Below are 24,628 nucleotides of genomic sequence, written 5' to 3'. Positions count from 1 at the left end.
ACTAGCCCTTTGTATAAAGTATCAAATAAATCTATAAAGTGTTTTTATAGATAACACCTTCTTTCATAACTATTTGTATGGTTTTAATAGGTGTTTTATGTGGATCAGGTTGTCCATACCAAACTGTAGCATTGTTGTTTAATACACCGATGTTTTCTAGCGGATTACCATCTACTAGAATTAAATCGGCAGTTGCGCCAACTTCTACTACGCCTAACTTACCAGGTGCTGGATTTCGTGGTCCTGACATTGCCAGCATTTCACCTGCTATAGAAGTTAATTGTTTTAACACTTCAAAATTACCATCGTAATTATTTTTACCACCGCCAAACATTTGAGTACGCCAGTAAATTTCGAAGCGACGAGCTTTATGAGCGTCTTCTAAAGTGCCAACCCAATCAGAGGTAAATGAAACTTTGACGCCTGCATCTAGCATGGTACGGCCTACATCTTTATATTTTTCAAGTAGCATTTTTACCAAAGGTAACTTATCTTTAGGCATGTTCGGGTTTTCTAATAACCCCGGTGATAACCCCCACATTTGTGGTAAAACATAACCGCCAGCTTTACCTATTTTGGCATAGGTTTCTTCAGTTGCAAAAAAAGCATGCTCAAAGGTTTTTACACCACATTTCAACCCACGATTTATTGCGCGGTCTGTAAAGATATGTGCGCCTACATAGGTACCCCAATCGGCAGCTGCCTCCACAGCAGCACAGGTTTCTTCTTCCGAATATTGTGTAGTATCAATTGGATCGTATTTTGACGAACCGCCACCGCCAGCCATAATTTTAATTTGTGTAGCACCATGACGTAAGTTAATCCGTACCGCTTTTAATACTTCCGGAACGCCATCTGCTACTGCACCAAAGCCCAATTTTTCCCAGTTACCAATATCAGAACCAGCTCTAGGTGACCAGCCCATATCGAAGCGATCTCTAAAGTCACCATGGCCAGAAGTTTGTGAAACAAAAGCACCTGAAGGGTATATACGAGGACCTACTATTACTCCTTTCTTAATTTGGCGAGCCAAGGCAAAAGCTGGGCCACCCATATCACGAACAGAAGTAAAACCATCCATCAAAAAGTGTTCAACAGCAAGTACAGAACGAATACCCAAATCGTATGGATCTTCATTAGGAAGGATATCTGAGTAGTTATTGTTGATCATTAAATGCACGTGACCATCAATTAGCCCTGGCATCAATGTTTTACCATTGCCTTCAATAACTGTTGCTCCTGTGGTATCAGGCATGTCAGCGCTAATCGTTTTAATTAAACCTCCTTCAACCAATACATTTAAATTGTCATATAACTTGTTTTCTGTGCCATTAAACACGTTCACGTTTTTAAACAAAGTTTGCTTTGCTTCCTCAGCTTTTAACACTGTACAGCTTAAAGCTGTACAAACAGCAGTAGCAGTGACAAGAATTTTCAACATACTTTTTTTCATAATAAAGTTCTTCCTGATTACTTCAAATGGGATAATTAGTATTTAAATTTAAACTAACTGATTTATATAAATTTTTAATTATTTCTTAAATCCAAGCTAATTGTAGTAGAGTATTATTTTTTTGTTGTTAAAATTGTCATTATGCGACATAAAAAAATAAATTTATTTAATTTTAAATGTTTATAGGTTATTGAATGAACAACAATTTATTTGCAGCGAAAGCTGTTTATCTAAAAGTTCTAATTGAAACCTTAGATAGCCTGAAAGCACCAACCGATATTTTGTTATCAAAAGTAGGGTTGGCGAGGGAGCAATGTTTAAATGAAGAGTTTATAATATTGGAATATCCATTATGGCAGTTAATGGAATTATCAGCACAAGAATTGAACCTCGATAATTTCGGCGAATTGGTAGCGAATAACTTTAACGAAAATTACTTTTCTAAAATTGATTCCGGGTTTTTCAATCAAAGTGACATTTATCAAGGTTTGCAGTATTACTTAGGCTCAATGAACAAACAATCGAATATGCCGGCATTTTGGATAAAGCATGATGAAGCGTATTCATGGCTTTGTCGTAGTGGCACACCAGGAATTACAGTTGGCACATGGCAGATGGAACAATTCGTTTTACGCTTTCTGATTTACTTACTTAAACGTTATTTAGGTGCAGAGTGGGCTCCTAAAATAATAAAATTAAAAACATCTGAACCAGATGTATCAGCTTGTTTTTTATCAACCTTAGATTGTGAGTATGTATTCAGCCATAAATATTCAGCCATAGGTATAGAAAGACACTTACTTACTAATTTTGCTGCTTGGCCATCGAAATTGGTTACTGCTAAAAAGGGCAAAGCTGTACCTAAAAAGCATACTTTGTTATTAAAACAATTATTAAAGCAAAACTATTTTGGCCTTAACCCTAGTGCATTAATTATTGCTAAAGCGGTACGAATAAATTTGCGTACATTACAACGAGTGTTAGCAGAAGAGCATGAACAGTTAAGCAAACTGATTGACGAAGATAAGAGTAATAAGGCTAACCATTTACTATTAAACTCAGATAAGTCGATAAGTGATATCGCTGTAATACTTGGTTATCAAGATGATGGTAACTTTTGCCGTGCGTATAAAAGTTGGCAAGGGCAAACACCGTTGCAGTTTCGTAAGGCTGAGAAAAACTAATTAATCATTAGTTCTGTTTTGTTTAAAATAACAAAGAGCTCATACGAGCTCTTATTGGTTTTGGTAAAGTAGAATAGAATTACTTTCTGGGGAGAGTTTTTCTATTCTACATTTGTTTGGTTAAGCGTTAGCCACCAACTCTGATTGCTGCACATTAAATTTATTGTGCTTGTTTGCTTTTAAAACACCTTTTCGATGTTGCAGGGCAGCTTCCATTTTTTTAACAGAATTACCAATGGCAACATACATATCATCATCGGTAGCAGAAACTGCAACCTTTTGATTTTCATAGTTGGTATTGATTTCAATTTTGTGGACGTTTTTGTCTACGGTTAGTATTGCGTCAAGGGACATTAAGCTTGGGAAATGGTTGGCGATTTTTTCATATTTACTATTGATAACGTCAGTAATAGCTGCGGTAACTTCTACGTGATGTCCTGAAATATTTATTTTCATATATATGTCTCCAAATTTTCAATTGAAAGGGCACTAGAATCGCGCCCTTAATATAAGCATGGGGCTATTATTTAATTCTTACAAGTGCAATTACAAAAAAAATTGATTTAAAATAAAGTTAATTTTTTTTATCTTTAATTTTCAAGGTGTTAGTTGTAGCCACTGTTGATTGGGTTTGTATGAAATTTAAACGAATCATGCTTTAGCATAATTTTTTAATTCCGCGACTATGAACTTAGTACTATTTTTTGGGTACAAGTTCTGTAATTTTAATCCCCTTTATAGATATGATCTCATAAGGTGTTAACCGGAAAATTATCTGGATTGCTGTTTTCTGCCCCTGGACCTAACGGCTGACCGTAGCTAAATTCGACAAAATTTCCATCGGGATCTTTAATGCCACAATAGTAGCCAACGGGAAAAGGTTCTTGTTTACAGGGCCAGGCAAGAATACCTTCATTTATTGCTTTTAACGCAATTACGTCAACGTCGTTTTTAGTTTTTAAGGCAAAGCCTAAATGCGAGAAGTCATTATCTTGCTGGTTTCTGCCTGGTCCTCCAGGCAATATAATTAGAATAAAGCTTTCTTCTCTGCCTTCTTCTGCTAACCAGACAATGCGTTTACCATCGGGGCCATTGGGACGACGTTCTCTAACGATTTTTAAATCAGCATACTTTTGATAAAACCAAACACAGGCATCTACGTCTTTAACGTGTAAGGCAATATGAGTGAGAGAAATGGCCATTGTGTTTTTGCAGTTAATGAATCAAATTGGAATATTTTTAAATTGATTTGATAAAGGATCGTATTGATAGCCTAGTAAAGCCATTTTATGGTTCAACGATCCTTCTTCCAGTTCATAGCGTGACAGTAATTGTTGGTAACTGTCACATTCAATTCGTAACCGTTCATTAATAATTCCGAGTACAATCGCACTTTCCATGGTTAATAAATTGCTTACTTCCATAAGTCACCATTAATTGAGGAACAGGGTTATTTTTAATTATAGTACAAGGAATTGAAATGCTGGCTGTAACACATCCTTTTGCGACTTAGCCCTCAAGTTAATGAACTAACCTATCCATTTACTGAACAAATCTATCCATTTACTGAACTTGTTTCAGTATCTATAAACCAGTCAAAATGAGAGTATGGACCCTGAAATAAATTCAGGGAATAGTAGGGTAGGAAATTTGAAACATATCTACTACTTGCTGAACTTGTTTCAGCATCCATCATTCCTCCATCCCTGAAATAAAAAAAAGCGTACACCTTACAGTGTACGCTTTTTATTAACCTGTATTTCGTTCTGAAATAATGCTTAGCTAAACATTGCTAACAATTTAAAAGCCACATTGGCGGTCTTGGTTTTTTTCATCCAGCCAAACTTTAAGTGGCGCAAAGTAATCTAATACGGCGCTTGCGTCCATTTGCTCAGTGCCGGTTAGTACTTTATGAGCTTCTTGCCATGTTTGACTTGAACCCATCTCTAATACTTGGTTTAGCTTAGCACCCGCATCTTTATTGTTGTAAATTGAACAGCGGTTAATTGAACCTTCATTGCCGGCAATTTCACATAATGATTTGTGGAATTCAAATTGTAATATGTGCGCTAAGAAGTAACGTGAATAAGGTACGTTTCCTGGAACGTGATATTTTGCACCAGGGTCAAAATCAGTTTCCGCGCGGGCGATTGGCGCTTTAACACCTTGATATTTTTCTCTTAATTCCCACCAGGCGCTATTGTAGTTTTCTGGGGAAATTTCACCGTTAAACACTTTCCAGCGCCATTGGTCAACTAATAGACCAAATGGAATGAAGGCAATTTTTTTTAGCGCCATTTTCATCAATAAACCAATATCTTTTGATTCATCTGGAATGGTATCAATTAAGCCAATTTCTTTAAGATAAGCTGGTGTGACAGATAGGGCAATGGTGTCACCAATTGCTTCATGGAAACCGTCATTAGCACTGTTTTGGAAAAACACCGACTGGTCTTTATAAGCGCGTTGATAGAAGTTATGGCCTAACTCGTGATGAATAGTAGAAAACTCTTCGCCGGTTTTTTGGATACACATTTTTATGCGAATATCGTCTTGTGAGTCCAAGTTCCACGCCGAGGCATGACAAACTACATCACGGTCTTCTGGTTTAGTAAATAATGAACGCTCCCAGAATGTTTCAGGTAGTTCATCAAAACCCAATGAGGTGAAGAAATTTTCTGCACCTTTTACCATATCAATCTCACTATATTCATGCTTAATTAATTGGTCTGTTACCGAATAACCCGGATCTGCATTTTCAGGGGCAACTAGGTCGTATACATTGCCCCAACTTTGCGCCCACATATTACCAAGCAAGTGAGCAGGAATAGCTTCATCTTGTGACACCTTATCTTCACCGTAATGCTCGCCAAGCTCCGCTCGTACATGACAATGCAAAGCATCGTATAAAGGTTTTACTTGTTCCCAAAGGCGATCTAGCTCATTGGCAAATTCATCTGCTGGCATATCATAATTCGAGCGCCACATAGCACCCAAATCAGGGTAACCTAAACCTTGTGCGCCTTCGTTAGCTAATTCAACTTCACGAACAAATAACGGTTTCATTTCCGGGCTAATAGTACGCCAGCCTTGCCAAGCCTCGAGCAGTTCGTTGTAGTCACGTGATTCAGCCATAACTGCAGTTAATTGACCTAAACTTTGTTTCTCACCTTTTTTGTTGGTGTATGAACCTTTACCGTACATGCCGCCTAAATCAGCAGCAATTTTAGCAAGCTCAGCGCTTTTTGCTGAATCTTGTGGTGCTGGTAATACTAGTGCTTGTTTTAAAATATTTAATTTACGGCGTTGCTCTGCGCTTACTTCGATATCATCAAACTTTGCTGCTTGCAGGGCGAAGCGAACACCCGCTTCAGAAAATTCTTGCGCGGCTGCTGCTGAAAGTGCCGCGGTATCGTCGGTAATAAAGTTTTGGTAGATCCATTCTACCTTTGAACCTTCATTATTTAATTGAACAAGCTCTTTTGCCGTAGCTGCAATAAATGTGTCTACATCTGCAGCTGTGTATGTTGTGTTAACTGGCTCAACTGTTTTTGTGTTGGTTTGTTGTTCACAACCTGTGGTAGTGATTGCTGCAGCGACTAAAAGTGCTGCACTGGTAAGTTTAAAATTTTTCATAGGAATTCTGTTATTTTTTAATTATTTTGTATTAAGACCTGTGGAGTATATTCGAAACTAAAGCGAAGAACAAAAAAAGAGACCCATAGCCAATTGACAGATCGAACTTATGGGTCCAGGGAGAAGGGTTATATACTCTAATTATGGTAGAAAATACTAAAATAGCTCATTTATTGAACGATAATTTTGCATTGATTTTGCGTTATTTTTTCACTTATAAAATATTTTAATAAATTGTGTTTTATTTCCCTAGAAGCGAGTTGTTACTTGACACTTTTATTGCTTCCTGTCATTTTAAACGGACGTTTAAAAACTATAATTAATAATCAGAAACGGCCCTTTTATGAACACAAAAACAAAAATATTAAATGCAGCCGAACTGCTTTTTGCAGAAAAAGGCTTTGCAACTACTTCACTAAGAGAAATAACTAGTGATGCTGAGGTGAATTTAGCTGCGGTTAATTATCATTTCGGCTCGAAAAAAGAATTAATTAAAGCGTTAATGAAGCGCTACCTTGATCAACTTTCACCTGTTTTGGTGAGTGCTTTAACCGAGGTTAATGAACAGAATGAACAGCCAACGTTAGAACAAGTATTTACCGCATTTATTGAACCATTGCTTACACTTAATGATTTTAGAGAAAACGGTACCAGTATTTTCTTACAATTATTAGGGCGCAGTTATACCGATAGCCAAGGTTTTTTACGCTGGTTTATTACTACAACCTATCCAGATATTCTTGATAACTTTGTTGCTGCTGTGCACCGTGCTTATCCAGAGTTGTCTAGCGAGGATATCTTTTGGCGTCTCCATTTTACTATGGGCACAGCAGTATTTACGATGTCATCAACGGGAGCACTGATTGATATTGCGCAGAATGACTTTGATGAAAAAGTAGACGTTGCTGGCGTTATCCGTCGCATTATTCCATACGTTGCCGCAGGCGTTGGCGCGCCAATAAGTAAAGCGTAATTTATGTCTTCTTTAATGATTGATGTGCAAGGCGCAGCATTAACGGCTGAAGATAGAGAAATTATTGCCCACCCAAAAGTTGGCGGCTTAATTTTATTTAGCCGAAATTTTGAATCTATTGAACAGCTTATTGCCCTCAATAAAAGTATAAAATCAGTTCAGCGTAATTTATTAATTGCCGTTGATCATGAAGGTGGGCGAGTGCAACGCTTCAGGGAAGGCTTTTCTAACATTCCCGCGATGGGAAAAATTTATCAACATGCCAGTTTAAATGCTTCAAACAATGAAGATGTACAGCCAGTTGCATCGAACATCGCGTTTCATCTGGGTTATTTGATGGCGGCAGAAGTGCAGGGCGTTGGTATTGATATAAGTTTTGCTCCAGTATTAGATATTGATGACATCAGCGATGTAATTGGTGACAGAGGCTTTCATAAAGATCCTGAAATTGTAACCATCTTAGCTAATGCATTTATGAAAGGGATGAAATCAGCTGGCATGAAAACAACGGGTAAGCATTTTCCCGGCCACGGCAGTGTTAAAGAAGATTCTCATGTCGCAATGCCTATTGATGATCGGAGAAAACAAGACATATTTGGCCAAGATATGTTGGTATTTAAAAAACTAATTCAACAAAATAAGATCGATGCATTAATGCCTGCTCATGTTATTTATCCCGCGGTTGATGCCTTGCCGGTCGGTTTTTCACCGTATTGGCTGCAAACTATTTTAAGAGAGCAATTAGGTTTTCAAGGCGTAATTTTTAGTGATGACTTATCAATGCAAGGAGCAACCAGTGCCGGAGGGTATGCTGAGCGTTGTGAAGCTGCATATGAAGCAGGGTGCGACATGTTACTTGTTTGCAACGATCGAATTGGTGCTATTGAGGCCATTGATAAAGCTAACTTGCCAAACCGCGGCGCCAGCACTGTCCGAGTGCAATCAATGCTAAATAAATCAAATTACAACTTTGAACAACTCAAGCATGATCCTATGTGGCAGAAAAGTCAGCAGCACCTGTTTAGCTAATTTTATTCCTAAATGCTAAAAAAATAATAAGAGAGCAATAGTTAATGAGAAGACATCACTTTATTTATCTTGCACCAATTGCTGCTTTGCTTTTCTATTTTTTGTTGCTCACTTTAGGGTTTGAGTCTAAAGCAGCCATAACGGGTGGTATCACCTTACTTACAGTTATGTTTTGGGTTACTGAAGCAATTCCAATTCCGGCAACTTCTATTATCCCATTTGCGTTGTTACCTATGTTCAATATTGTTGATCATAAGACTGTCGCATCTTCTTTAGGATCTCATGTAATTTTACTGTTAATGGGCGCTTTTATGCTCTCTAAGGCGCTCGAAAAAAGTAACGCTCATGAGCGTTTAGCGGTTTACATGGTGAAGCTTGTTGGCGTTTCCAGTGGTCGGCGATTAGTTTTTGGCTTTATGATCGCAGCTGCCATGTTGAGCATGTGGATCTCTAACACCGCAACTGTATTGATCATGCTGCCAATGGCGCTGGCTATTTTAAGCCATGTAGATAATCAAAAATTGAAAGTTGCTCTTATTTTAGGTATTGCCTATGCATCGAGTGTGGGCGGTATAGGAACGTTAATTGGCACGCCGCCGAATGTTATATTTATGGGCATTTATGAAGAGCAAACTGGCAGTGAGTTCGGTTTTGTTGAGTGGATGAAAATAGGGGTGCCAGTTGTACTTGTTGCCATTCCTATTATGGCATTGTGGTTAACCCGCAATGTACATTTAGAGCAGAAAATTGTTTTACCTGAACTTGGACCATGGCGCAGTGAAGAACGCAGAACATTAATTGTATTTGGTTTAACTGCGGTTGCCTGGATCACACGCAAGGAACCATTTGGTGGCTGGAGCTCATTATTTGAAATTCCAATGGTAGGTGATAGTACTGTCGCACTTACTGCTGCGGTATTAATGTTTGCTATCTCTAACGGCAAAGGAGGACGGTTGCTTGATTGGGATACAGCTAAAACGATACCTTGGGGAATGCTATTACTGTTTGCTGGTGGAATTGCATTAGCGAAAGGGTTTGTCGCTTCTGGTTTAAGTGACATGCTTGGTCAATGGTTAACAACGCTGGCTAACTTACCGTTATTTCTAATGTTATTAACTATCTGTTTAGTTGTTACCTATTTAACTGAAATTACCAGTAATACCGCAACAGCAACGTTGTTGATGCCGATTCTCGCCGTTGCAGCTATGGCTTCAGGGTATGACGCGAAAATGTTTATGATCCCTGCGGCTATGTGCGCCAGTTGTGCATTTATGTTGCCAGTAGCAACTGCGCCAAATGCAATAGCCTATGGCACCGGTGAAATCGAGATCAAGCAAATGGTTACCGAAGGGGCAATTTTAAGTGTACTAATTGCAACTGTAGTGGCCATTATGTGTTATTTATTACTTGGGTAAATATATGAATAAATTTCAAACCGTTTTCAACATGGAAGTTGTATATGCCGTGATCACATGGATGTGAAAGAGCGGTCCATGGCAAATTGATATTCCTTCATACCTGAAGTAACAGAATTTAAGCCATCCCTAGCTATTCTAAGGTAATTCTTTCCTGAATTTAAAAAAGGTTGGCAAATGCCAACCTTTGTTAACGCAAACGTTTAATTTTTATTTTTTCAGAATAGTAATAATACGTGCGCTAAAAAATATTGCAAATAACGCCGTATAAATGCCATATACAACAATCATCCATTGTGGCATTGAATAGCCTAAAAATGACCAAGAAATTTCACCACAATCTCCTGTGGCTTCAAATATCGCAGGAAACCATTCATGCAACGGCATCCAAGTAGGGAAATTGGGAATAAGGTCACAGGTGTAAAACAATGAGCCGGCATTAGACTGAATATCAACGTGTTCTATTGCAATAAATAAGCCCCAAATTGCACCAACTGCCCATAATGAATGTCCTATAAGTCGAAACAATAGTAAGTTATTGCCAATAGCTCCGATAATGCCTCCAGCCATAATCGCTAGAATTGCTACCCGTTGATAAATACACATAATGCATGGTTCAAGGCCTAAACCATACTGAAAAAATAGCGCACTAAACTCTAGACACAAAGCTGAAGCGGCCAGTAACCACCAAGACAGCGGGTTTAAAACAAAATCATTTAAGGTTTTTAGCATTATTAATATTCCTAAATTGCTATTTTTCCAAAGAAAGTATGATAACTATTTTATAAATTTAATTCTATTAATGGTTTGTTAAGAAACGTGTATTGTTAACGCGCGAATAAAACCGTTTAAGGTTTCTGATGATAATCTCAACTCACGCCAACCAAGTTCACGCCAACCGAAACTAATTACCGAGGTTGGTCCGAATTCATTCGGACGTTAAAGTACAAAGTTAAAGCCATCCATGGCAGTTTGCATTACTTATTCCTTGAAGTAAAAAAAAGCGCCCAAAGGCGCTTGATTAAATGACTATTTAAAATAGCTTTAGTGACTCGGTGAGCCGCCGCTATCAGAAATATCATGATGGCCAATGATACCCATCTCATAAAATGTATTGGTATATTCTACCAGTGAACCTGAGTAAATGGTTAGCAACCCTACTACCGTTAATACAACAGTATAAGGAAGCGCCATGTAAACCATACGCCCGTAAGATAAACGAATTAATGGAGCAAGTGCCGAGGTTAGCAGGAATAAAAATGCTGCCTGGCCATTCGGTGTAGCAACTGACGGCAGGTTAGTACCGGTATTTATTGCAACCGCTAACATGTCAAACTGGTCGCGAGTGATTTGCCCAGACAATAAAGCTTTTTTCACTTCTGTAATATATACGGTGCCGACAAATACATTATCACTCACCATAGAAAGAAAGCCATTGGCAAGATAGAACATGACCAGTTGCATATCACCTTCATAGGTTAGCACCCAAGTAATTACTGGGGTAAACAATTGCTGATCAATAATAACGGCTACAACAGCGAAGAAAACCGCAAGTAATGCCGTAAATGGTAACGCTTCTTCAAAAGCATGGCCTATTTGATGTTCTTCTGTGATGCCAGTAAATGCAGTTGCTAAAATGATCACAGTTAAACCAATTAAGCCGACAGAGGCTAAATGCAAGGCAAGGCCCACAATTAACCAAACAGCAATTAAGCCTTGCGCAAATAATTTAGCTTTATCAGCTTTAGAACGTTGACTTGATTCTTCTTCATCAAATTCAACCAATATTTTGCGAACATTATCAGGAAGGGCAACACCGTAATTAAATACTTTAAACTTCTCAACCAAGAAACAGGTTAATAAACCGCAGAATAATACAGGAATAGTTACAGGTGACATGCGGATTGCAAATTCAACAAAACTCCATCCGGCTTGCTCACCGATAATTAAGTTTTGTGGCTCTCCAACGATAGTCATAACTCCACCAAGTGCTGTACCAACACCAGCGTGCATTAATAGGTTACGTAAATAAGCTCGAAACTCTTGTAAATCATCGCGTGAATAATCTGGTAACTCATGATCTGAGGTATGATCATGGGCATTACTGGTATGTTTACCCGATGCAACTTTGTGATAAACCGAGTAGAAACCAATAGCAACACTAATGATTACAGCAATTACGGTAAGTGCATCTAAAAAGGCGGATAAAAATGCACTGGCGAAACAGAACAATAAGGAAACAACGATTTTTGATTTTACCTTAGTGATTATTTTGGTGAACAAAAATAACAATAAGTTTTTCATGAAGTAGATGCCGGCAACCATGAATATTAGTAGTAAAACCACTTCTAGGTTTACGGTTATTTCATGGAGCACCTGATCTGGAGATGTCATACCGATTGCGACTGCCTGAATGGCAAGTAAGCCACCTGGTTGCAATGGGTAGCATTTTAATGCCATTGCCAGAGTAAAAATAAACTCTAACACAAGTGCCCAGCCAGCAACGTAAGGCGAAATAAAGAAGAAAATAATTGGATTTAAGATAAGAAAACTGATTATTGTTAACTTATACCATTGAGGCGCTTGACCTAAAAAGTTACGGTATATTGCCTGCAAGTATGTTTGCTGCATGAAATGCCCTTAGAAATTGTTAATATATTATTATGAAATTTTGACTGGCACTATATTAAGCTTTTAATATAACCGGGTAAATAGTCATTTTGTCGAAATTTAATAATGATATTGTCTAATATCAACAATAAAGCGATAAATAAGCTTGACAGAATCTGGTACAATCAGTTTATATTAACAGAGAGCTCGCATTTATGACGCCTCAGTCATATTTTTAGGATAATAATGATAATAAAAGCGCAAAGTCCAGCAGGGTTTGCTGAACAATATATAGTAGAGTCTATCTGGAATGGTGGATTTCCTCCCGGATCAATCTTACCCGCAGAAAGAGAACTTTCAGAATTAATCGGTGTAACCAGAACAACCTTACGAGAAGTTTTACAACGTTTATCTCGTGATGGGTGGCTAACAATTCAGCACGGTAAGCCAACAAAAGTAAATAACTTTTGGGAAACTTGCGGTTTAAATATCCTCAGTAAACTTGCCGAGCTAGACCAAGCTGGCGTTCCTGATTTAGTAGAAAACTTATTATCTGCTCGTACAAACGTTAGTGCGATTTATATTCGAGCAGCACTTAAATCTAATCCTGAAAAAGTAATTGAGTTAGTTAGCAACTGCATAGAAACGAGTACTGATGTTGAAGAGTTTGCCGAAAATGACTATCAACTACACCATGACTTAGCGCTTGCCTCAAGTAATCCAATTTACGTGTTAGTGTTAAATGGCTTTAAAAACCTATACTCACGCCTTGGTGGAATGTATTTTGCGAATGACGAAGCGCGAGCATTAACTGTTGAGTTTTATCACACATTAATTAGCTTAGCTGAACAAGGTAAATTTAATGAATCGCTTATGGCTGTTCGAGAATATGGCTTAGCTTCTGCGAAAGTTTGGTCTGAATTAAAAGAAGATGTTTTAAAAGAACTTGTTCAATAACTGAGAAATAATCTGTATTCGAACTAATTAAAGAGCATGACATTTCAGTCATGCTCTTTTTTTACTTCAGGGAGAAGGAATGTTAATCGCCAAAGATCACTCTTTCATATCCATGCGATCACGGCATAAACACAATCCATGCGATCACGGCATAAACACAATCCATGTATGTCATGGCAATAGATTTGTAACTTCAGGGATGAATTGGCTTATAATTATCAGAAAGATTAAAAAAATATATAAATGCTCTACAAATCTATTGTTCTTAACTAGTATACCAATTTCATTAAATAATTGGCCAATTTAGAACTTTGTAATAGCTGGGAGAGCAAGCCAAATTTATTTTCTATAGTTATTCTATATTAAAGAAATTTGGCGCTGTTATCTCGGCTATTTCAAGTTCCCGAAGGGCGAGTTTAAAAGTCTTCTCTACTGCATTATTGATTTTGACAATAGGTAAACTATTCCCTGCAACCAATAACTTGTATATAAACCTTTTAATTCTCGCTAAATGGTAAATTATTTGATGAACTTGGTATTAAAACCAAGTAAACTGGTCGGATATTATTTTAAGCATTTTTGCAAGCCATTGCATGTAGAGGTACCTATGGAAACTATTGACAAAATTAAACAGCAAATTTCAGAAAACCCTATCCTTTTATTTATGAAAGGCTCTCCTAAGTTACCAAGTTGTGGTTTTTCGTCTCAAGCTTCACAGGCATTAATGTCTTGTGGTGAGAAGTTTGCGTTTGTAGATATTTTACAAAACCCTGATATTCGTGCGGAGTTACCTAAGTTTGCCAATTGGCCTACATTTCCACAATTATGGATAGATGGTGAGTTGGTTGGCGGTTGTGACATTATCATTGAAATGTTTCAACAAGGCGAATTACAAACTCTGATCAAAGAAACTGCTGAAAAATATCCTGCAGCAGAATAAAAATTTACTATTACACTTGTATTTGAGAAAAATAGAGCCATATTTATTTCAACCCTAAGTGTATATTTACTATAAATAATAAATGGAGAAAACCATGAGTGTATTAGTTGGTCGCCCTGCACCAGACTTTACAGCAGCTGCCGTACTAGGTAGCGGTGAAATTGTTGATAACTTTAACTTAAGTGCAGCAATTAAAGGTAAAAAAGCAGTAGTATTTTTCTACCCATTAGATTTTACCTTCGTATGTCCATCAGAGCTTATTGCTTTTGATCACCGTATGGATGATTTTAAAAGCCGTGGTGTTGAAGTTATTGGCGTTTCAATCGACTCTCAATTTACTCATAATGCTTGGCGTAACACGCCAGTAAATGATGGCGGTATTGGTCAAGTTCAATATGCATTAGTTGCTGACGTTAAACACGAAATTTGTAAAGCATACGATGTAGAACATCCTGGTGCTGGCGTTGCGTTCCGTGGTTCATTTTTAATTGATGAAGAAGGCAATGTTCGCCATCAAGTTGTTAACGATCTGCCTTTAGGTCGTAACGTAGATGAAATGTTGCGTATGATCGATGCATTACAATTCCACCAAGATCATGGTGAAGTATGTCCTGCAGGTTGGAACAAAGGTGACAAAGGTATGACAGCGTCTACTGAAGGTGTTGCTTCTTACCTAGCGGATAACGCAGACAACTTATAAATGATATAAAAATTTATTTGTTAAAAAAGCTGCTTAATTGCAGCTTTTTTTATGAGTAAATTTTAAAATTTGCACTACACTAAAAATAAGATGATAATAAATCCGTTAATGTTCTCTTGGCAAAGACAAGGGGATTGGAACTAATAACAAAGAAATCACGGATTGAGATTTATGAAATTAAGCAAACCGCTATACGAAAAACTCCCTTTTATATACTTTTTTTCGGGTCTATATTTGTTTTTTAACTACGACATGTTAGCCACGAATATATCAGCGACATTACTTTATATTGTTTCGGCACAGGTATGGGTTAAACGTTCTGATTACCGTCGACAAACTCGTATAAGAAAAACGGTTAATCGTATTCGCTTGCCACAAGTTGTTTATGAATATTATCCATTCGTATTTTTAGCTGCATCTATCGTAATTTTAAAATACTATCCACAACCCATTGCATTAGCTGCTGCATTGTTAATGAGTTTAATTGCCTTTAAAAATATTATTTTGCGTCGACAATCACGACGAGCTAATCCACTCAAGTTTGGTGATAAACAAAGATTACGTTGATATCAGCTTTGTTAGTACTTTATTAAGATTCTGGTTGTTTTTCTTCAGGATCTTCAATAGCTAAAGGCCAGCCACCTAATTGTTGCCATTTATTCACAATGTAGCAAAATAATTCAGCTGTTTTTTCAGTGTCGTATAGTGCGGAGTGAGCTTCGCTGTTATTAAAATCAATATTGGCACTGGCGCAAGCTTTTGCCAGCACAGTTTGCCCTAAGGCAAGGCCTGATAAAGTTGCAGTGTCAAAGCTTACAAATGGGTGGAATGGGCTGCGTTTAATATTGCAACGTTCGGTTGCAGCGTTAACAAAGCCTAAATCGAAAGCGGCATTATGGGCAACCATTATCGCTCTTTGACAACCGTAGGCTTTCATTGCCTTGCGGATCTTTTTGAACATATCCTTCATTGCTTCGTCTTCGCTTACCGCCCCTCGTAATGGGTTGGTTGGGTCTATGCCAGTAAACTCTAAAGCCGCTGGTTCAAGGTTAGCACCTTCAAACGGTTCAATATTAAAGCAAAAAGTTTCTTTAATAGATAACAAACCGGTGATCTCATCCATATGCAATATACTTGCCGCTAGTTCTAATAACGCATCGGTTTTAGCATTAAAGCCTGCGGTTTCTACATCAATAACTACCGGGAAATAACCCCGAAAACGTTGTGCAAATAAGGATTTTTTTTCTTCAGCCATGTTTGTCTTTTTTAAGCATATTGTTATGGTGCGATTATCGCAGATATTTATACCCGTTGCCATTCAAAGTTCTCTGAAACATGCATCTTGAATAGTAACGGTTATAGTCTGATACCAATGCTATTATCCTCACATATTAAAAATAATAAGCTTGTTAAATATTTTTTGCTCGGTACACTAATCCACTAACTGCCCATTGCACAATGGGCTGATAAAATTTTCACTCTAAAATTGAATTATTATAAAGAGAATCAAATGTTTAAAAGAATAGGCCAAATGGTAGTCTCATTATTATTGCTTTGTAGCGTTAGCGCGAATTCTGCAGTAAATGATGACCTAACCTATGCCAATTATGATCAAGTTAGAATCAATCATGTATATCTAGATTTAACGGTAGACTTTGACGAAAAAGCGTTAAAAGGTTTTGTCGATATCTCGCTTAAATGGTCAGACAAAAATGCCACTGAAATTTATTTAGATACTCGCGATTTAAAGGTATTTAAAGTACTTGCTAAAAATGCAGATAATAATTGGCTCGTTACTGACTTTACCCTTGCTAAGCGCGATGATGTTATGGGGTCAAAACTAAGCATAACACCAAATTTTCAAGCAGATAAATTACGTGTGTATTATCAATCAACGAGCGTTGCATCAGGACTACAATGGCTTACTCCAGAGCAAACCGCCGGTAAAAAACATCCATTTATGTTTAGTCAAAACCAAGCGATTCATGCTCGTAGTTGGATCCCTATTCAAGACACGCCTGCCGTACGTTTAACCTATACTGCGCGTATTCGTACCAGTTCAGATTTACTAGCGGTAATGAGTGCTAATAATGAGCCGACTACTAAAAAAGATGGCGATTACTTTTTTGAAATGCCACAAGCTATTCCGCCGTATTTAATCGCTATTGGGGTAGGTGATTTAGAATTTAAAGCAATGAGCAAGCAAACCGGTGTTTACGCTGAATCATATATTCTAGAAGCGTCTGCACAAGAATTTAGTGATACACAAGCTATGATAACGGCTTCGGAAGCGTTGTACGGTTCATACCGTTGGGGCCGTTACGACTTGTTAATGTTACCACCAAGCTTTCCTTTTGGTGGTATGGAAAACCCTCGCTTATCATTTATCACACCGACCGTTGTTGCCGGTGATAAAAGTTTAGTCAGCCTTATTGCGCACGAGTTAGCACATTCTTGGTCAGGTAATCTGGTAACCAATGAAAGCTGGCGCGATTTGTGGTTGAACGAAGGTTTTACCTCTTATGTTGAAAACCGCATAATGGAAGTTGTATTTGGTAAAGACCGTGCGGTTATGGAACAAGTATTAGGTGTTGCTGATTTACATACTGATATTGCCGATTTACCTGAAAACGATTCAATATTATATCTAGATCTACAAGGTCGAGATCCGGATGCTGCTTTTAGTGACGTTCCGTATGTAAAAGGACAATTATTTCTAATGTTCTTGGAACAGCGTTTTGGCCGTGAACGTTTTGATCCATTCGTATTGTCGTATTTTAATAACTTCAGCTTTCAAAGTATCGGCACCAAAGACTTTTTAGCCTATTTAGACGCCAATTTAATCAGTAAATATCCTGGAATTGTAAGTTCTGAAGAAGTACAGGAATGGGTATTTGGTAAAGGGTTACCTTTGACTGTTCCTGCTCCTAAGTCTGATGCCTTCACCAATGTAACTTCACTTGCTGCAGCTTGGCTTAATGGTGATAAGTCATTAACCGATTTACCAACGGTAAACTGGACTGTACATGAATGGCTATATTTTGTTAATGGCTTACCACGCGATTTAGCCAATGCCAAAATGGTTGAACTAGATAATGAATTTAACTTAACTAACAGTTCTAATGCCGAAATTGCCCACGCTTGGTATTTATTAGCATTACATTCTGGTTATGACGTAGTTAAGCCACAATTAGAGCAATACTTAATAAATATTGGTCGTCGTAAACTCATCGTGCCACTATATAAAAAGCTTGCTGAATCTGATGCAGGGTTAAATTGGGTGAAAGCGGTTTATGCTAAGGCTCGTCCTGGTTATCATCCGTTAGCGCAAGGTACTGTTGATGAGACTCTAAAAAAATAGCAATATTTAATTTATAAAACAGTTGTCAAAATCAGCCAATTGGTTGATGTGTAATGAACTCAAAGCACTAGGTTATTTGTATAATCTGGTGCTTTTTAATTTATAGACTAAAATTCATATCAATTATCTGTTAAACGGAGAGCCGAATATGAGTAATAATCTAGAGCAAGCCAAGCAGTTTTTTGAAGCATGTGAAACAGGCAAGGGCTGGGATGTTTGCAAAACTTACTGCCATCAAGGTGCGACTTTTTCAGCGCAAACAACAGCCCTCGCAGATATAGAAAGCCTTGAAGGTTATACCGAATGGATGAAGAACCTTTTCACCCCGATCCCAGATGGCCGTTATAATTTGCGTTTTTTCGCTGAAGATGAAGCACGTGAATGTGTCGCTGCCTATGCTGTATTTCATGGTACGCAAACCGGGCCAGGTGGTCCAGGTGAGCCTACAGGTAAAACTATCGAAGCGGATTATGTATATGCCATACAGTTCGAAGGTGATCTTATTCGGCATATGACAAAAATTTGGAACGACACCATCAGTCTTCAACAGTTGGGCTGGGCGTAAGTTACGAGCAACCAGAAAGGCATTAAAGCAGGGCATCAAGAAAGAACGCGTTGATGCCTGTGTCTTATCTTTGCGCTAAACTAAACGGCTTTCGATAGTACACTCTTGTTTGAGGGGGGAAGTTTTGATGGTTTTACTAACATTATTATCCCCAGCCAAGAGAACCATACAATTTGCCCTAAACCAAAAATTTCTGTGAGTGTGTCAGAAGGATAAATGGTTAGAATACCAGTAAAGCCAATTAATATACCAATGTAGTTAAGTATCTTTGGAAACTCATTAGCTTTTAAAGCTGCAATACTTAACAATAAGACCCAAAGCCCTCCAACAACTTCGTTTCCTCCACCTAAGCCTTCAACTACTGAGTTAATTGCTAACCATACAGTTGAGGCTTGTTCAGGATCCTTAATTGAGAGTTCAATAACAGCTGCTAACCCTATATTTGCTATCATTCCACTGGCGATGACTAGTCCAACCCAGATTATGCCGAATATAGAAGCAATCTGTGATAGAACTGGGGCACTGTTTTTATAGCGTTCATAAAGCGCGAGAACTAATATCGCTAAAAAAATGCCAAACACCACATACATAGTCAAGTTGACGATAGATAAGATGATTTGATTATCCGCTAGAAAGGCAAACTTTTGCATCGCATCAGCATTTACAGGAAAATCCCAAACTGCGCCAAAAAAAACAAAAGCCGCTACATAAATAATGGCCTCTGAAAGTGCAGCTACTCCACCTATTTTTTGTAAGTGATTCATCACTTATTCCTTTATGAATTGATAAACTATACTAAGTTAACACATAAAAAATAATTGCAATGCTCCCAATATGTAACAAAAATTAACAGTATTTGTTACATATAAATAACCTTCATTTTTCAATGTAGATTCTAAATAATTAAGGATAAGTTAAAGTTTAAACCCGTTAAACTGTAGTTAGCATTTACAGTATGAGGAGTTTGATTTTGATGGCGTTATTCTTTTTCCTCAGGCCGTTACTTTTTTTCTTCAACAATCACATCTACTTCGCGATGATTCTTTTGTTTAGCAACAATAACTCTTATGTTTTGTTGCATATGATCAAATTTAAGTTCTAAACGACCATACACCGTTTGTTCTGAAATAGGTGATCCGAATTGTTCGCTATAAAAACTGGTAATTTCACTAAATGAGTCTTTGGTGAAGTAATTTACCATCGCCGGATATTTATCATTAAATTGAGAAAAAACTTGTGCATCAGTCACCATAGGGATCGCGATACTTATCGTTTGTGCTTCCTTACTTTCTTTTGCAATTACTGCTGTTGTGATCAATCCAAAACTTAAGCTAAGGGCAAGAAGCAATTTTTTTATTGTCATAGTTTTTATCTGCTATTTAATTAAATATATCCATTATCATTCAAGATGTTGGTTTCAGTCCCGTACTCTAAATGGTAAGGGTATTGTTTAATTTAAAGTTTTTTATGGTGTTACGTCAAGTTTAAGCAGGAAGTTAGGTTAAAATTCTTGTAAACTCCTCCTAAATAAAATTACTGAGCCCAATTGGGTATTACATCGGAGCTAGTTTTGAAACATTGCGCTATTTTAACTATGGATTGTTTAGACGACTTTGAAGCTTATGATCATTTATTTGAGCAACCATTGCATGATTTGGGCTGGAAAACTCAGTTAGTGTCTTGGAAAAAAGAAAATGTTAACTGGGATGATTTTGATGTGGTATTGATCAGAACTCCTTGGGATTATCAAGAAGATGCGGCTCGTTTTTTACAAGTCCTTAGCGATATAGAATCGTCAACGGCAATTTTAGAAAATAATATTGAGATTGTACGTTGGAACATTAATAAAAAATACCTGCAAGAATTACAGCAAAAGCAAGTGACTATTGTGCCTACTATTTGGCAAGAGTCATTTAACTTTAAAAACGTTGCTAGTTACTTTACAAAATTCAATACCGAGCAAATTGTAATAAAACCTTGTGTCAGCGCCAATGCTGATAATACTTTTTGGTTAACTAAAGCGAATGTGTCTGCCCATAAAGAACAGCTTGAGCTAGCTTTTTCTGAGCGTGATTTTATGGCACAACCGTTTATGGAAAGTGTGATCAATGAAGGTGAGTTTTCATGTTTTTATTTCGACGGCATATATAGCCATAGCATACTTAAAACACCAAAAGAAAATGATTTTAGAGTACAGGAAGAGTTTGGCAGTCGTTTACAGCTTGTAGAGCCTGAAGCTAAGTTAAAAGCTCAAGCTGACCATGCGATTAAGCAATTATCAAGCACACCAATGTACGCTAGAGTTGATTTTGTTAGACATGGCAATGAGTTTGCCATGATGGAAGCTGAACTTATTGAGCCGTCATTGTATTTTAATATGGATGAAAATTCGGCGCCATTGTTTGCAAAAGTGTTTGTCGAGCGCATGCAACGAGAGCATCAGTTAAACTAGCTTGGTAAATCAAAAGGTTGACAGCGTAAAGGTTTACGCTGACACTGCCTGTTCATTTTCTTTTTATCTATTTCCTATTTTTCGGAGTCTGCGTGCAATTTACCTATATTCAAGATCAACAGAGCCTACAAGACTATTGCTCTGCGGTTAAAGATGCTGATTTACTTGCCGTTGATACCGAATTTGTTCGTACCCGCACCTTGTACCCAAATTTAGGCTTAATTCAAGTCTATGATGGCAATGAACTGGCGTTAATTGATCCTGTCGCGATTGATGATTTAGAGCCTTTTTGGCAATTACTTAAAAATGAGTCTTTGTTAAAAATTATTCATTCCTGCTCAGAAGACCTGGAAGTATTTTTACATGCTGGCAATTGTAAACCTGCCAATATGATTGACTCGCAAGTTATCATGTCGTTTTTAGGTCATGGTTTATCGATGGGTTATGCGGCAATGATTAAGCATTATTTAGATATAGATGTAGATAAAAGTGAATCAAGAACTGATTGGATGAAACGTCCTTTAAGTGACAAGCAATTAGATTACGCGGCAGCAGATGTATTACATTTGCATGAAATAAGCAGTAAATTGTTCTCTGACATTGAAGCTTCTGGTTTTTTGAATGCAGCCAAGCAAGAGTCACAGCAGCAAATTGATAAAAAATTCACCGCTATAGATGTTGATAAACTTTACCTTGATAATAAACAAGCGTGGAAACTAGCACCGCAACAGTTATTGTTTTTGCAACACCTACTAGCATGGCGATATGATCAGGCAGTAAAGCGCAATTTGCCGCTAAGTTTTGTTGCTAAAGATCATACCCTGATGATTTTAGCACAACGCAATCCACAAAGTGTTGGTGCGATGGCAAGCTATGATGGTATTGAAATTTTAGATGTTCGTCATAAAGGCAAAGCGATGCTTAATGTTTTACGCGTTGCAAATAAAGAGCCTGAAGAGGTTTACCCTAAAATTATAACTCGCTTAGATGCTTACCCTGGCTATAAACAAGTGTTCAAGGCTGTTAAAAACAAAATTGCGCAGTTAGCCGAAGCTGAAGGGCTTGATGCACAAGTTGTTGCCGGTAAAAAACAAATTAACCAATTTCTCTCCTGGTATTGGCAGTTAAATGAGCAACAGCTTGATAAAGTCGAGTTATTAAAAGGTTGGCGGGGAGAGTTATTTACGCAACCGTTAACTGATTTCGCCGATTCAGGCTTTTAAAATAGAGCGTTAAACGAGAAGCGAAAAGCTGGAGTGTAAAATTTTTATAGCATTTTTGTTTCTTCTTGCAAGCAACTACATTTATCTTTGTTAAAACCCTTAACAACAAGGAATATTGCTTTAAGCCCCTCGGGCTTAATGGTATATTTTGCATATTATAAAATTACAGTGAAATTGCTATGTTGTGTGCGGTTTATAAAAGCTCGAGAAAACTTGAAACTTACTTATATGTATTGAAACGGGATGATTTTTCAGCAGTACCTGATGCGCTTATGGCCACATTTGGCACCCCGCAATTGGTTACCTTGATTAACCTTGCCAATCGTGACAAATTAGCAATAGCAGATATTGAAAAATTAAAAACTAAATTAAGCCAACATGGTTTTTATTTGCAATTACCACCGCCTACAGAAGATTTATTAAAAAAACACCGCATTGATCATGGTGTAGAAGACCTATAATAATCGGAGCAGTACATGAAAATTAAACACAGTCTGGCCGCCTTCATTTTTGCCAGTTCAACGTTTCTCTCTATATCCTCTTCAGCACCAGTAGCTGCAGAGCCACACCCCGAGTCTACTAGCTTCGAAAGCTATGTTGAACAACTAAAGCAACAAGCACTGACAAAAGGCTTTTCAGCGGAGCTAGTAGAGCAGAGCTTTGCCAATGTTGTTTATCATAAACGTGCAGTTAAAGCGGATAACAATCAGCCTGAAAATGTTGAAACCCTGGAAACATATTTACCTAAACGGGTATCTGACTGGAAAGTTAATAAAGCCCGTGACATGCTGAAAAAGCATAAAACCGAGCTTACAAAAATTGGCAAGCAATTTGGCGTACAACCAAGGTTTATCGTGTCTTTATGGGCATTAGAGTCAAATTTTGGCAAGATCACCGGTAATTTTAGTGTCGTTTCTGCCTTAGCTACCATGGCTTATGATGGCCGTAGAGAGAGCTTCTTTAAGAGCCAATTGTTTGATGCCTTAACTATACTCGAGCAAGGCCATATCGCCCTTGCTGATATGAAAGGTTCTTGGGCCGGTGCCATGGGACATAATCAATTCATGCCAAGTTCATTTCTAGCCTATGCCGCAGATGGCGATGGCGATGGCAAAAAAGACATTTGGAACAACACCTCTGATGTATTTGCATCGATTGCAAACTACTTAAATAAAGTTGGCTGGAATAGTGAAATTACTTGGGCAAGACAAGTAAAGTTACCTGAAGATTTTGATTATAAATTGGCTATCCCACAAAATACTGGTGGCCGTAAACCATGGTTGAAGCAATGGGGCTTAACTGAAATGAAGTTGAGTGGTTGGCAGGCAGCTGGTGTTCGTAAATTTAATGGCAATGACTTACCGCAAGTAGACATCACCGCGGCACTCGTTTTCCCAGATGGCGAAGAAGGCCGAGCCTATTTAGCTTACGATAACTATAAATCACTAATGCATTGGAATTTGTCTTATTACTTTGTTACCAGTGTTGGCCACTTGGCTGACCGCATAAAGTTTGATCAATAATGAAGCAAATAGTTAGTATTGGCGTATTATTTCTTTGAGGTTTTTGTGAGTAAAAAAACGAGTAAAGCTAAACGGTCACCAGAGACGGTTATCACTCCCTTTTGGCAAACTAAAAGTCTGAGTGAAATGACCGAAGGTGAGTGGGAGTCACTATGCGATGGTTGTGGTAAGTGCTGCTTGCATAAAATAATCGAAGAAGAGCATGACGATGATATTGAGCTTGCTGATGAAGGTCTGCAACAACCGACGGACTTTATTCGTGAAGGTGAAGAAATGCTATACACCAATGTGGTGTGTTATCTGTTGAACGATAAAACCTGTCAGTGCAGCAAGTACTCTGAGCGTACCAAACTTGTACCTGATTGTGTAAAACTTACCCAAGATAATCTTGAAGATATATTCTTCATGCCTGATAGCTGTGCTTATCGCCGTTTACAAGAAGGTCGTGGTTTGCCAGCGTGGCATCCGCTTCTGCATAAAGGTAAAAAGTCGGCAATGCACAAAGCTGGAATGTCAGTGCGTGGTAAAGTAATTAAAGATAATGAAGTAGATTTACAAGATTACGAAGAACATATCGTAACTTGGCCTTTAGCGGATATAGATTAGT

The 24,628-nt window shown here is 37.8% G+C and carries 25 protein-coding genes; 15 read left to right on the top strand and 10 right to left on the bottom strand.

Annotated elements, in window-relative coordinates:
- Nucleotides 1–31: 31 nt before the first annotated feature.
- Complete coding sequence (locus tag RI844_RS06305) at nt 32–1,453, bottom strand: metal-dependent hydrolase family protein (RefSeq protein ID WP_348397597.1); 1,422 nt, start codon at nt 1,451–1,453, stop codon at nt 32–34.
- 194 nt (nt 1,454–1,647) lie between these two features.
- Between RI844_RS06305 and RI844_RS06300 the strand changes: the two genes are divergently transcribed.
- Complete coding sequence (locus RI844_RS06300; RefSeq protein ID WP_348397596.1) at nt 1,648–2,637, top strand: helix-turn-helix domain-containing protein; 990 nt, start codon at nt 1,648–1,650, stop codon at nt 2,635–2,637.
- A gap of 120 nt (nt 2,638–2,757) precedes the next feature.
- On the opposite strand, the gene hpf is transcribed toward RI844_RS06300, so the two are convergent.
- From hpf to RI844_RS06280, 4 genes are all read right to left on the bottom strand, one after another.
- Nucleotides 2,758–3,093 carry a ribosome hibernation-promoting factor, HPF/YfiA family gene (hpf, locus tag RI844_RS06295; protein WP_348397595.1) on the bottom strand — a complete coding sequence of 112 codons (336 nt, stop codon included), beginning with the start codon at nt 3,091–3,093 and terminating at the stop codon, nt 2,758–2,760.
- Between the two features lie 293 nt (nt 3,094–3,386).
- Complete coding sequence (locus RI844_RS06290; protein ID WP_348397594.1) at nt 3,387–3,839, bottom strand: VOC family protein; 453 nt, start codon at nt 3,837–3,839, stop codon at nt 3,387–3,389.
- A gap of 21 nt (nt 3,840–3,860) precedes the next feature.
- Nucleotides 3,861–4,061 (bottom strand): DUF4250 domain-containing protein, encoded by a 201-nt coding sequence (locus RI844_RS06285; RefSeq protein ID WP_348397593.1) that lies wholly within the window; start codon nt 4,059–4,061, stop codon nt 3,861–3,863.
- Between the two features lie 376 nt (nt 4,062–4,437).
- Nucleotides 4,438–6,273, bottom strand: coding sequence for a M2 family metallopeptidase (locus tag RI844_RS06280; RefSeq protein WP_348397592.1), 1,836 nt, complete (start codon nt 6,271–6,273; stop codon nt 4,438–4,440).
- 343 nt (nt 6,274–6,616) lie between these two features.
- On the opposite strand from RI844_RS06280, the gene RI844_RS06275 reads away from it, so the two are divergent.
- From RI844_RS06275 to RI844_RS06265, 3 genes are read left to right on the top strand one after another with little or no spacing between them, the layout of a single operon-like run.
- Entirely contained in the window at nt 6,617–7,246 is a 630-nt protein-coding gene (locus tag RI844_RS06275; protein WP_348397591.1) for a TetR/AcrR family transcriptional regulator, read from the top strand.
- Nucleotides 7,247–7,249: 3 nt separating this feature from the next.
- A complete protein-coding gene (gene nagZ, locus RI844_RS06270; RefSeq protein WP_348397590.1) occupies nt 7,250–8,275 on the top strand; it encodes a beta-N-acetylhexosaminidase in 1,026 nt (341 codons plus the stop codon).
- Between the two features lie 44 nt (nt 8,276–8,319).
- Complete coding sequence (locus RI844_RS06265) at nt 8,320–9,690, top strand: SLC13 family permease (RefSeq protein ID WP_348397589.1); 1,371 nt, start codon at nt 8,320–8,322, stop codon at nt 9,688–9,690.
- Between the two features lie 210 nt (nt 9,691–9,900).
- On the opposite strand, the gene dsbB is transcribed toward RI844_RS06265, so the two are convergent.
- The gene (gene dsbB / locus RI844_RS06260) at nt 9,901–10,422 is read right to left on the bottom strand and encodes a disulfide bond formation protein DsbB (RefSeq protein ID WP_348397588.1); all 522 of its coding nucleotides are present in this window, start codon (nt 10,420–10,422) and stop codon (nt 9,901–9,903) included.
- 312 nt (nt 10,423–10,734) lie between these two features.
- Entirely contained in the window at nt 10,735–12,321 is a 1,587-nt protein-coding gene (gene nhaB / locus RI844_RS06255) for a sodium/proton antiporter NhaB (RefSeq protein WP_348397587.1), read from the bottom strand.
- Nucleotides 12,322–12,546: 225 nt separating this feature from the next.
- Between nhaB and fadR the strand changes: the two genes are divergently transcribed.
- The 4 genes from fadR to RI844_RS06235 all read left to right on the top strand — a co-directional run bounded on the left by fadR (nt 12,547) and on the right by RI844_RS06235 (nt 15,464).
- Nucleotides 12,547–13,257 (top strand): fatty acid metabolism transcriptional regulator FadR, encoded by a 711-nt coding sequence (gene fadR, locus RI844_RS06250; protein WP_348397586.1) that lies wholly within the window; start codon nt 12,547–12,549, stop codon nt 13,255–13,257.
- Nucleotides 13,258–13,864: 607 nt separating this feature from the next.
- The gene (locus tag RI844_RS06245) at nt 13,865–14,197 is read left to right on the top strand and encodes a Grx4 family monothiol glutaredoxin (RefSeq protein ID WP_348397585.1); all 333 of its coding nucleotides are present in this window, start codon (nt 13,865–13,867) and stop codon (nt 14,195–14,197) included.
- Between the two features lie 94 nt (nt 14,198–14,291).
- Nucleotides 14,292–14,897 (top strand): peroxiredoxin, encoded by a 606-nt coding sequence (locus RI844_RS06240; RefSeq protein WP_348397584.1) that lies wholly within the window; start codon nt 14,292–14,294, stop codon nt 14,895–14,897.
- Between the two features lie 171 nt (nt 14,898–15,068).
- Nucleotides 15,069–15,464, top strand: coding sequence for a hypothetical protein (locus tag RI844_RS06235; protein ID WP_348397583.1), 396 nt, complete (start codon nt 15,069–15,071; stop codon nt 15,462–15,464).
- Nucleotides 15,465–15,486: 22 nt separating this feature from the next.
- Here RI844_RS06235 and rnt read toward each other — a convergent pair whose 3' ends face one another.
- Nucleotides 15,487–16,152: a ribonuclease T gene (gene rnt, locus RI844_RS06230; RefSeq protein ID WP_348397582.1), complete on the bottom strand. Its 666-nt coding sequence runs from the start codon at nt 16,150–16,152 to the stop codon at nt 15,487–15,489.
- A gap of 255 nt (nt 16,153–16,407) precedes the next feature.
- Between rnt and RI844_RS06225 the strand changes: the two genes are divergently transcribed.
- Both RI844_RS06225 and RI844_RS06220 read left to right on the top strand, forming a co-directional pair.
- Complete coding sequence (locus RI844_RS06225) at nt 16,408–18,258, top strand: M1 family metallopeptidase (protein ID WP_348397581.1); 1,851 nt, start codon at nt 16,408–16,410, stop codon at nt 18,256–18,258.
- A 148-nt stretch (nt 18,259–18,406) separates the two neighbouring features.
- Nucleotides 18,407–18,823 carry an ester cyclase gene (locus RI844_RS06220; protein WP_348397580.1) on the top strand — a complete coding sequence of 139 codons (417 nt, stop codon included), beginning with the start codon at nt 18,407–18,409 and terminating at the stop codon, nt 18,821–18,823.
- Nucleotides 18,824–18,903: 80 nt separating this feature from the next.
- Here the strand turns inward: RI844_RS06220 and RI844_RS06215 are convergent, their stop codons facing one another.
- Together RI844_RS06215 and RI844_RS06210 are read right to left on the bottom strand one after the other, a co-directional pair.
- Nucleotides 18,904–19,587: a DUF4386 family protein gene (locus tag RI844_RS06215; protein WP_348397579.1), complete on the bottom strand. Its 684-nt coding sequence runs from the start codon at nt 19,585–19,587 to the stop codon at nt 18,904–18,906.
- Between the two features lie 236 nt (nt 19,588–19,823).
- A complete protein-coding gene (locus RI844_RS06210; RefSeq protein WP_348397578.1) occupies nt 19,824–20,186 on the bottom strand; it encodes a hypothetical protein in 363 nt (120 codons plus the stop codon).
- 207 nt (nt 20,187–20,393) lie between these two features.
- On the opposite strand from RI844_RS06210, the gene RI844_RS06205 reads away from it, so the two are divergent.
- From RI844_RS06205 to RI844_RS06185, 5 genes are all read left to right on the top strand, one after another.
- Entirely contained in the window at nt 20,394–21,275 is an 882-nt protein-coding gene (locus RI844_RS06205) for an ATP-grasp domain-containing protein (protein WP_348397577.1), read from the top strand.
- A 92-nt stretch (nt 21,276–21,367) separates the two neighbouring features.
- Nucleotides 21,368–22,498, top strand: coding sequence for a ribonuclease D (gene rnd / locus RI844_RS06200; protein ID WP_348397576.1), 1,131 nt, complete (start codon nt 21,368–21,370; stop codon nt 22,496–22,498).
- A 179-nt stretch (nt 22,499–22,677) separates the two neighbouring features.
- The gene (locus tag RI844_RS06195; RefSeq protein ID WP_348397575.1) at nt 22,678–22,959 is read left to right on the top strand and encodes a YcgL domain-containing protein; all 282 of its coding nucleotides are present in this window, start codon (nt 22,678–22,680) and stop codon (nt 22,957–22,959) included.
- Nucleotides 22,960–22,974: 15 nt separating this feature from the next.
- Complete coding sequence (locus RI844_RS06190) at nt 22,975–24,021, top strand: lytic murein transglycosylase (protein WP_348397574.1); 1,047 nt, start codon at nt 22,975–22,977, stop codon at nt 24,019–24,021.
- A gap of 45 nt (nt 24,022–24,066) precedes the next feature.
- The gene (locus RI844_RS06185) at nt 24,067–24,627 is read left to right on the top strand and encodes a YcgN family cysteine cluster protein (protein ID WP_348397573.1); all 561 of its coding nucleotides are present in this window, start codon (nt 24,067–24,069) and stop codon (nt 24,625–24,627) included.
- Nucleotide 24,628 lies beyond the last annotated feature (1 nt).

This window comes from Thalassotalea fonticola (genome assembly GCF_032911225.1).
Classification (GTDB): Bacteria; Pseudomonadota; Gammaproteobacteria; order Enterobacterales; family Alteromonadaceae; genus Thalassotalea_A; species Thalassotalea_A fonticola.
This window is presented reverse-complemented; position numbering and strand designations above follow the sequence as displayed.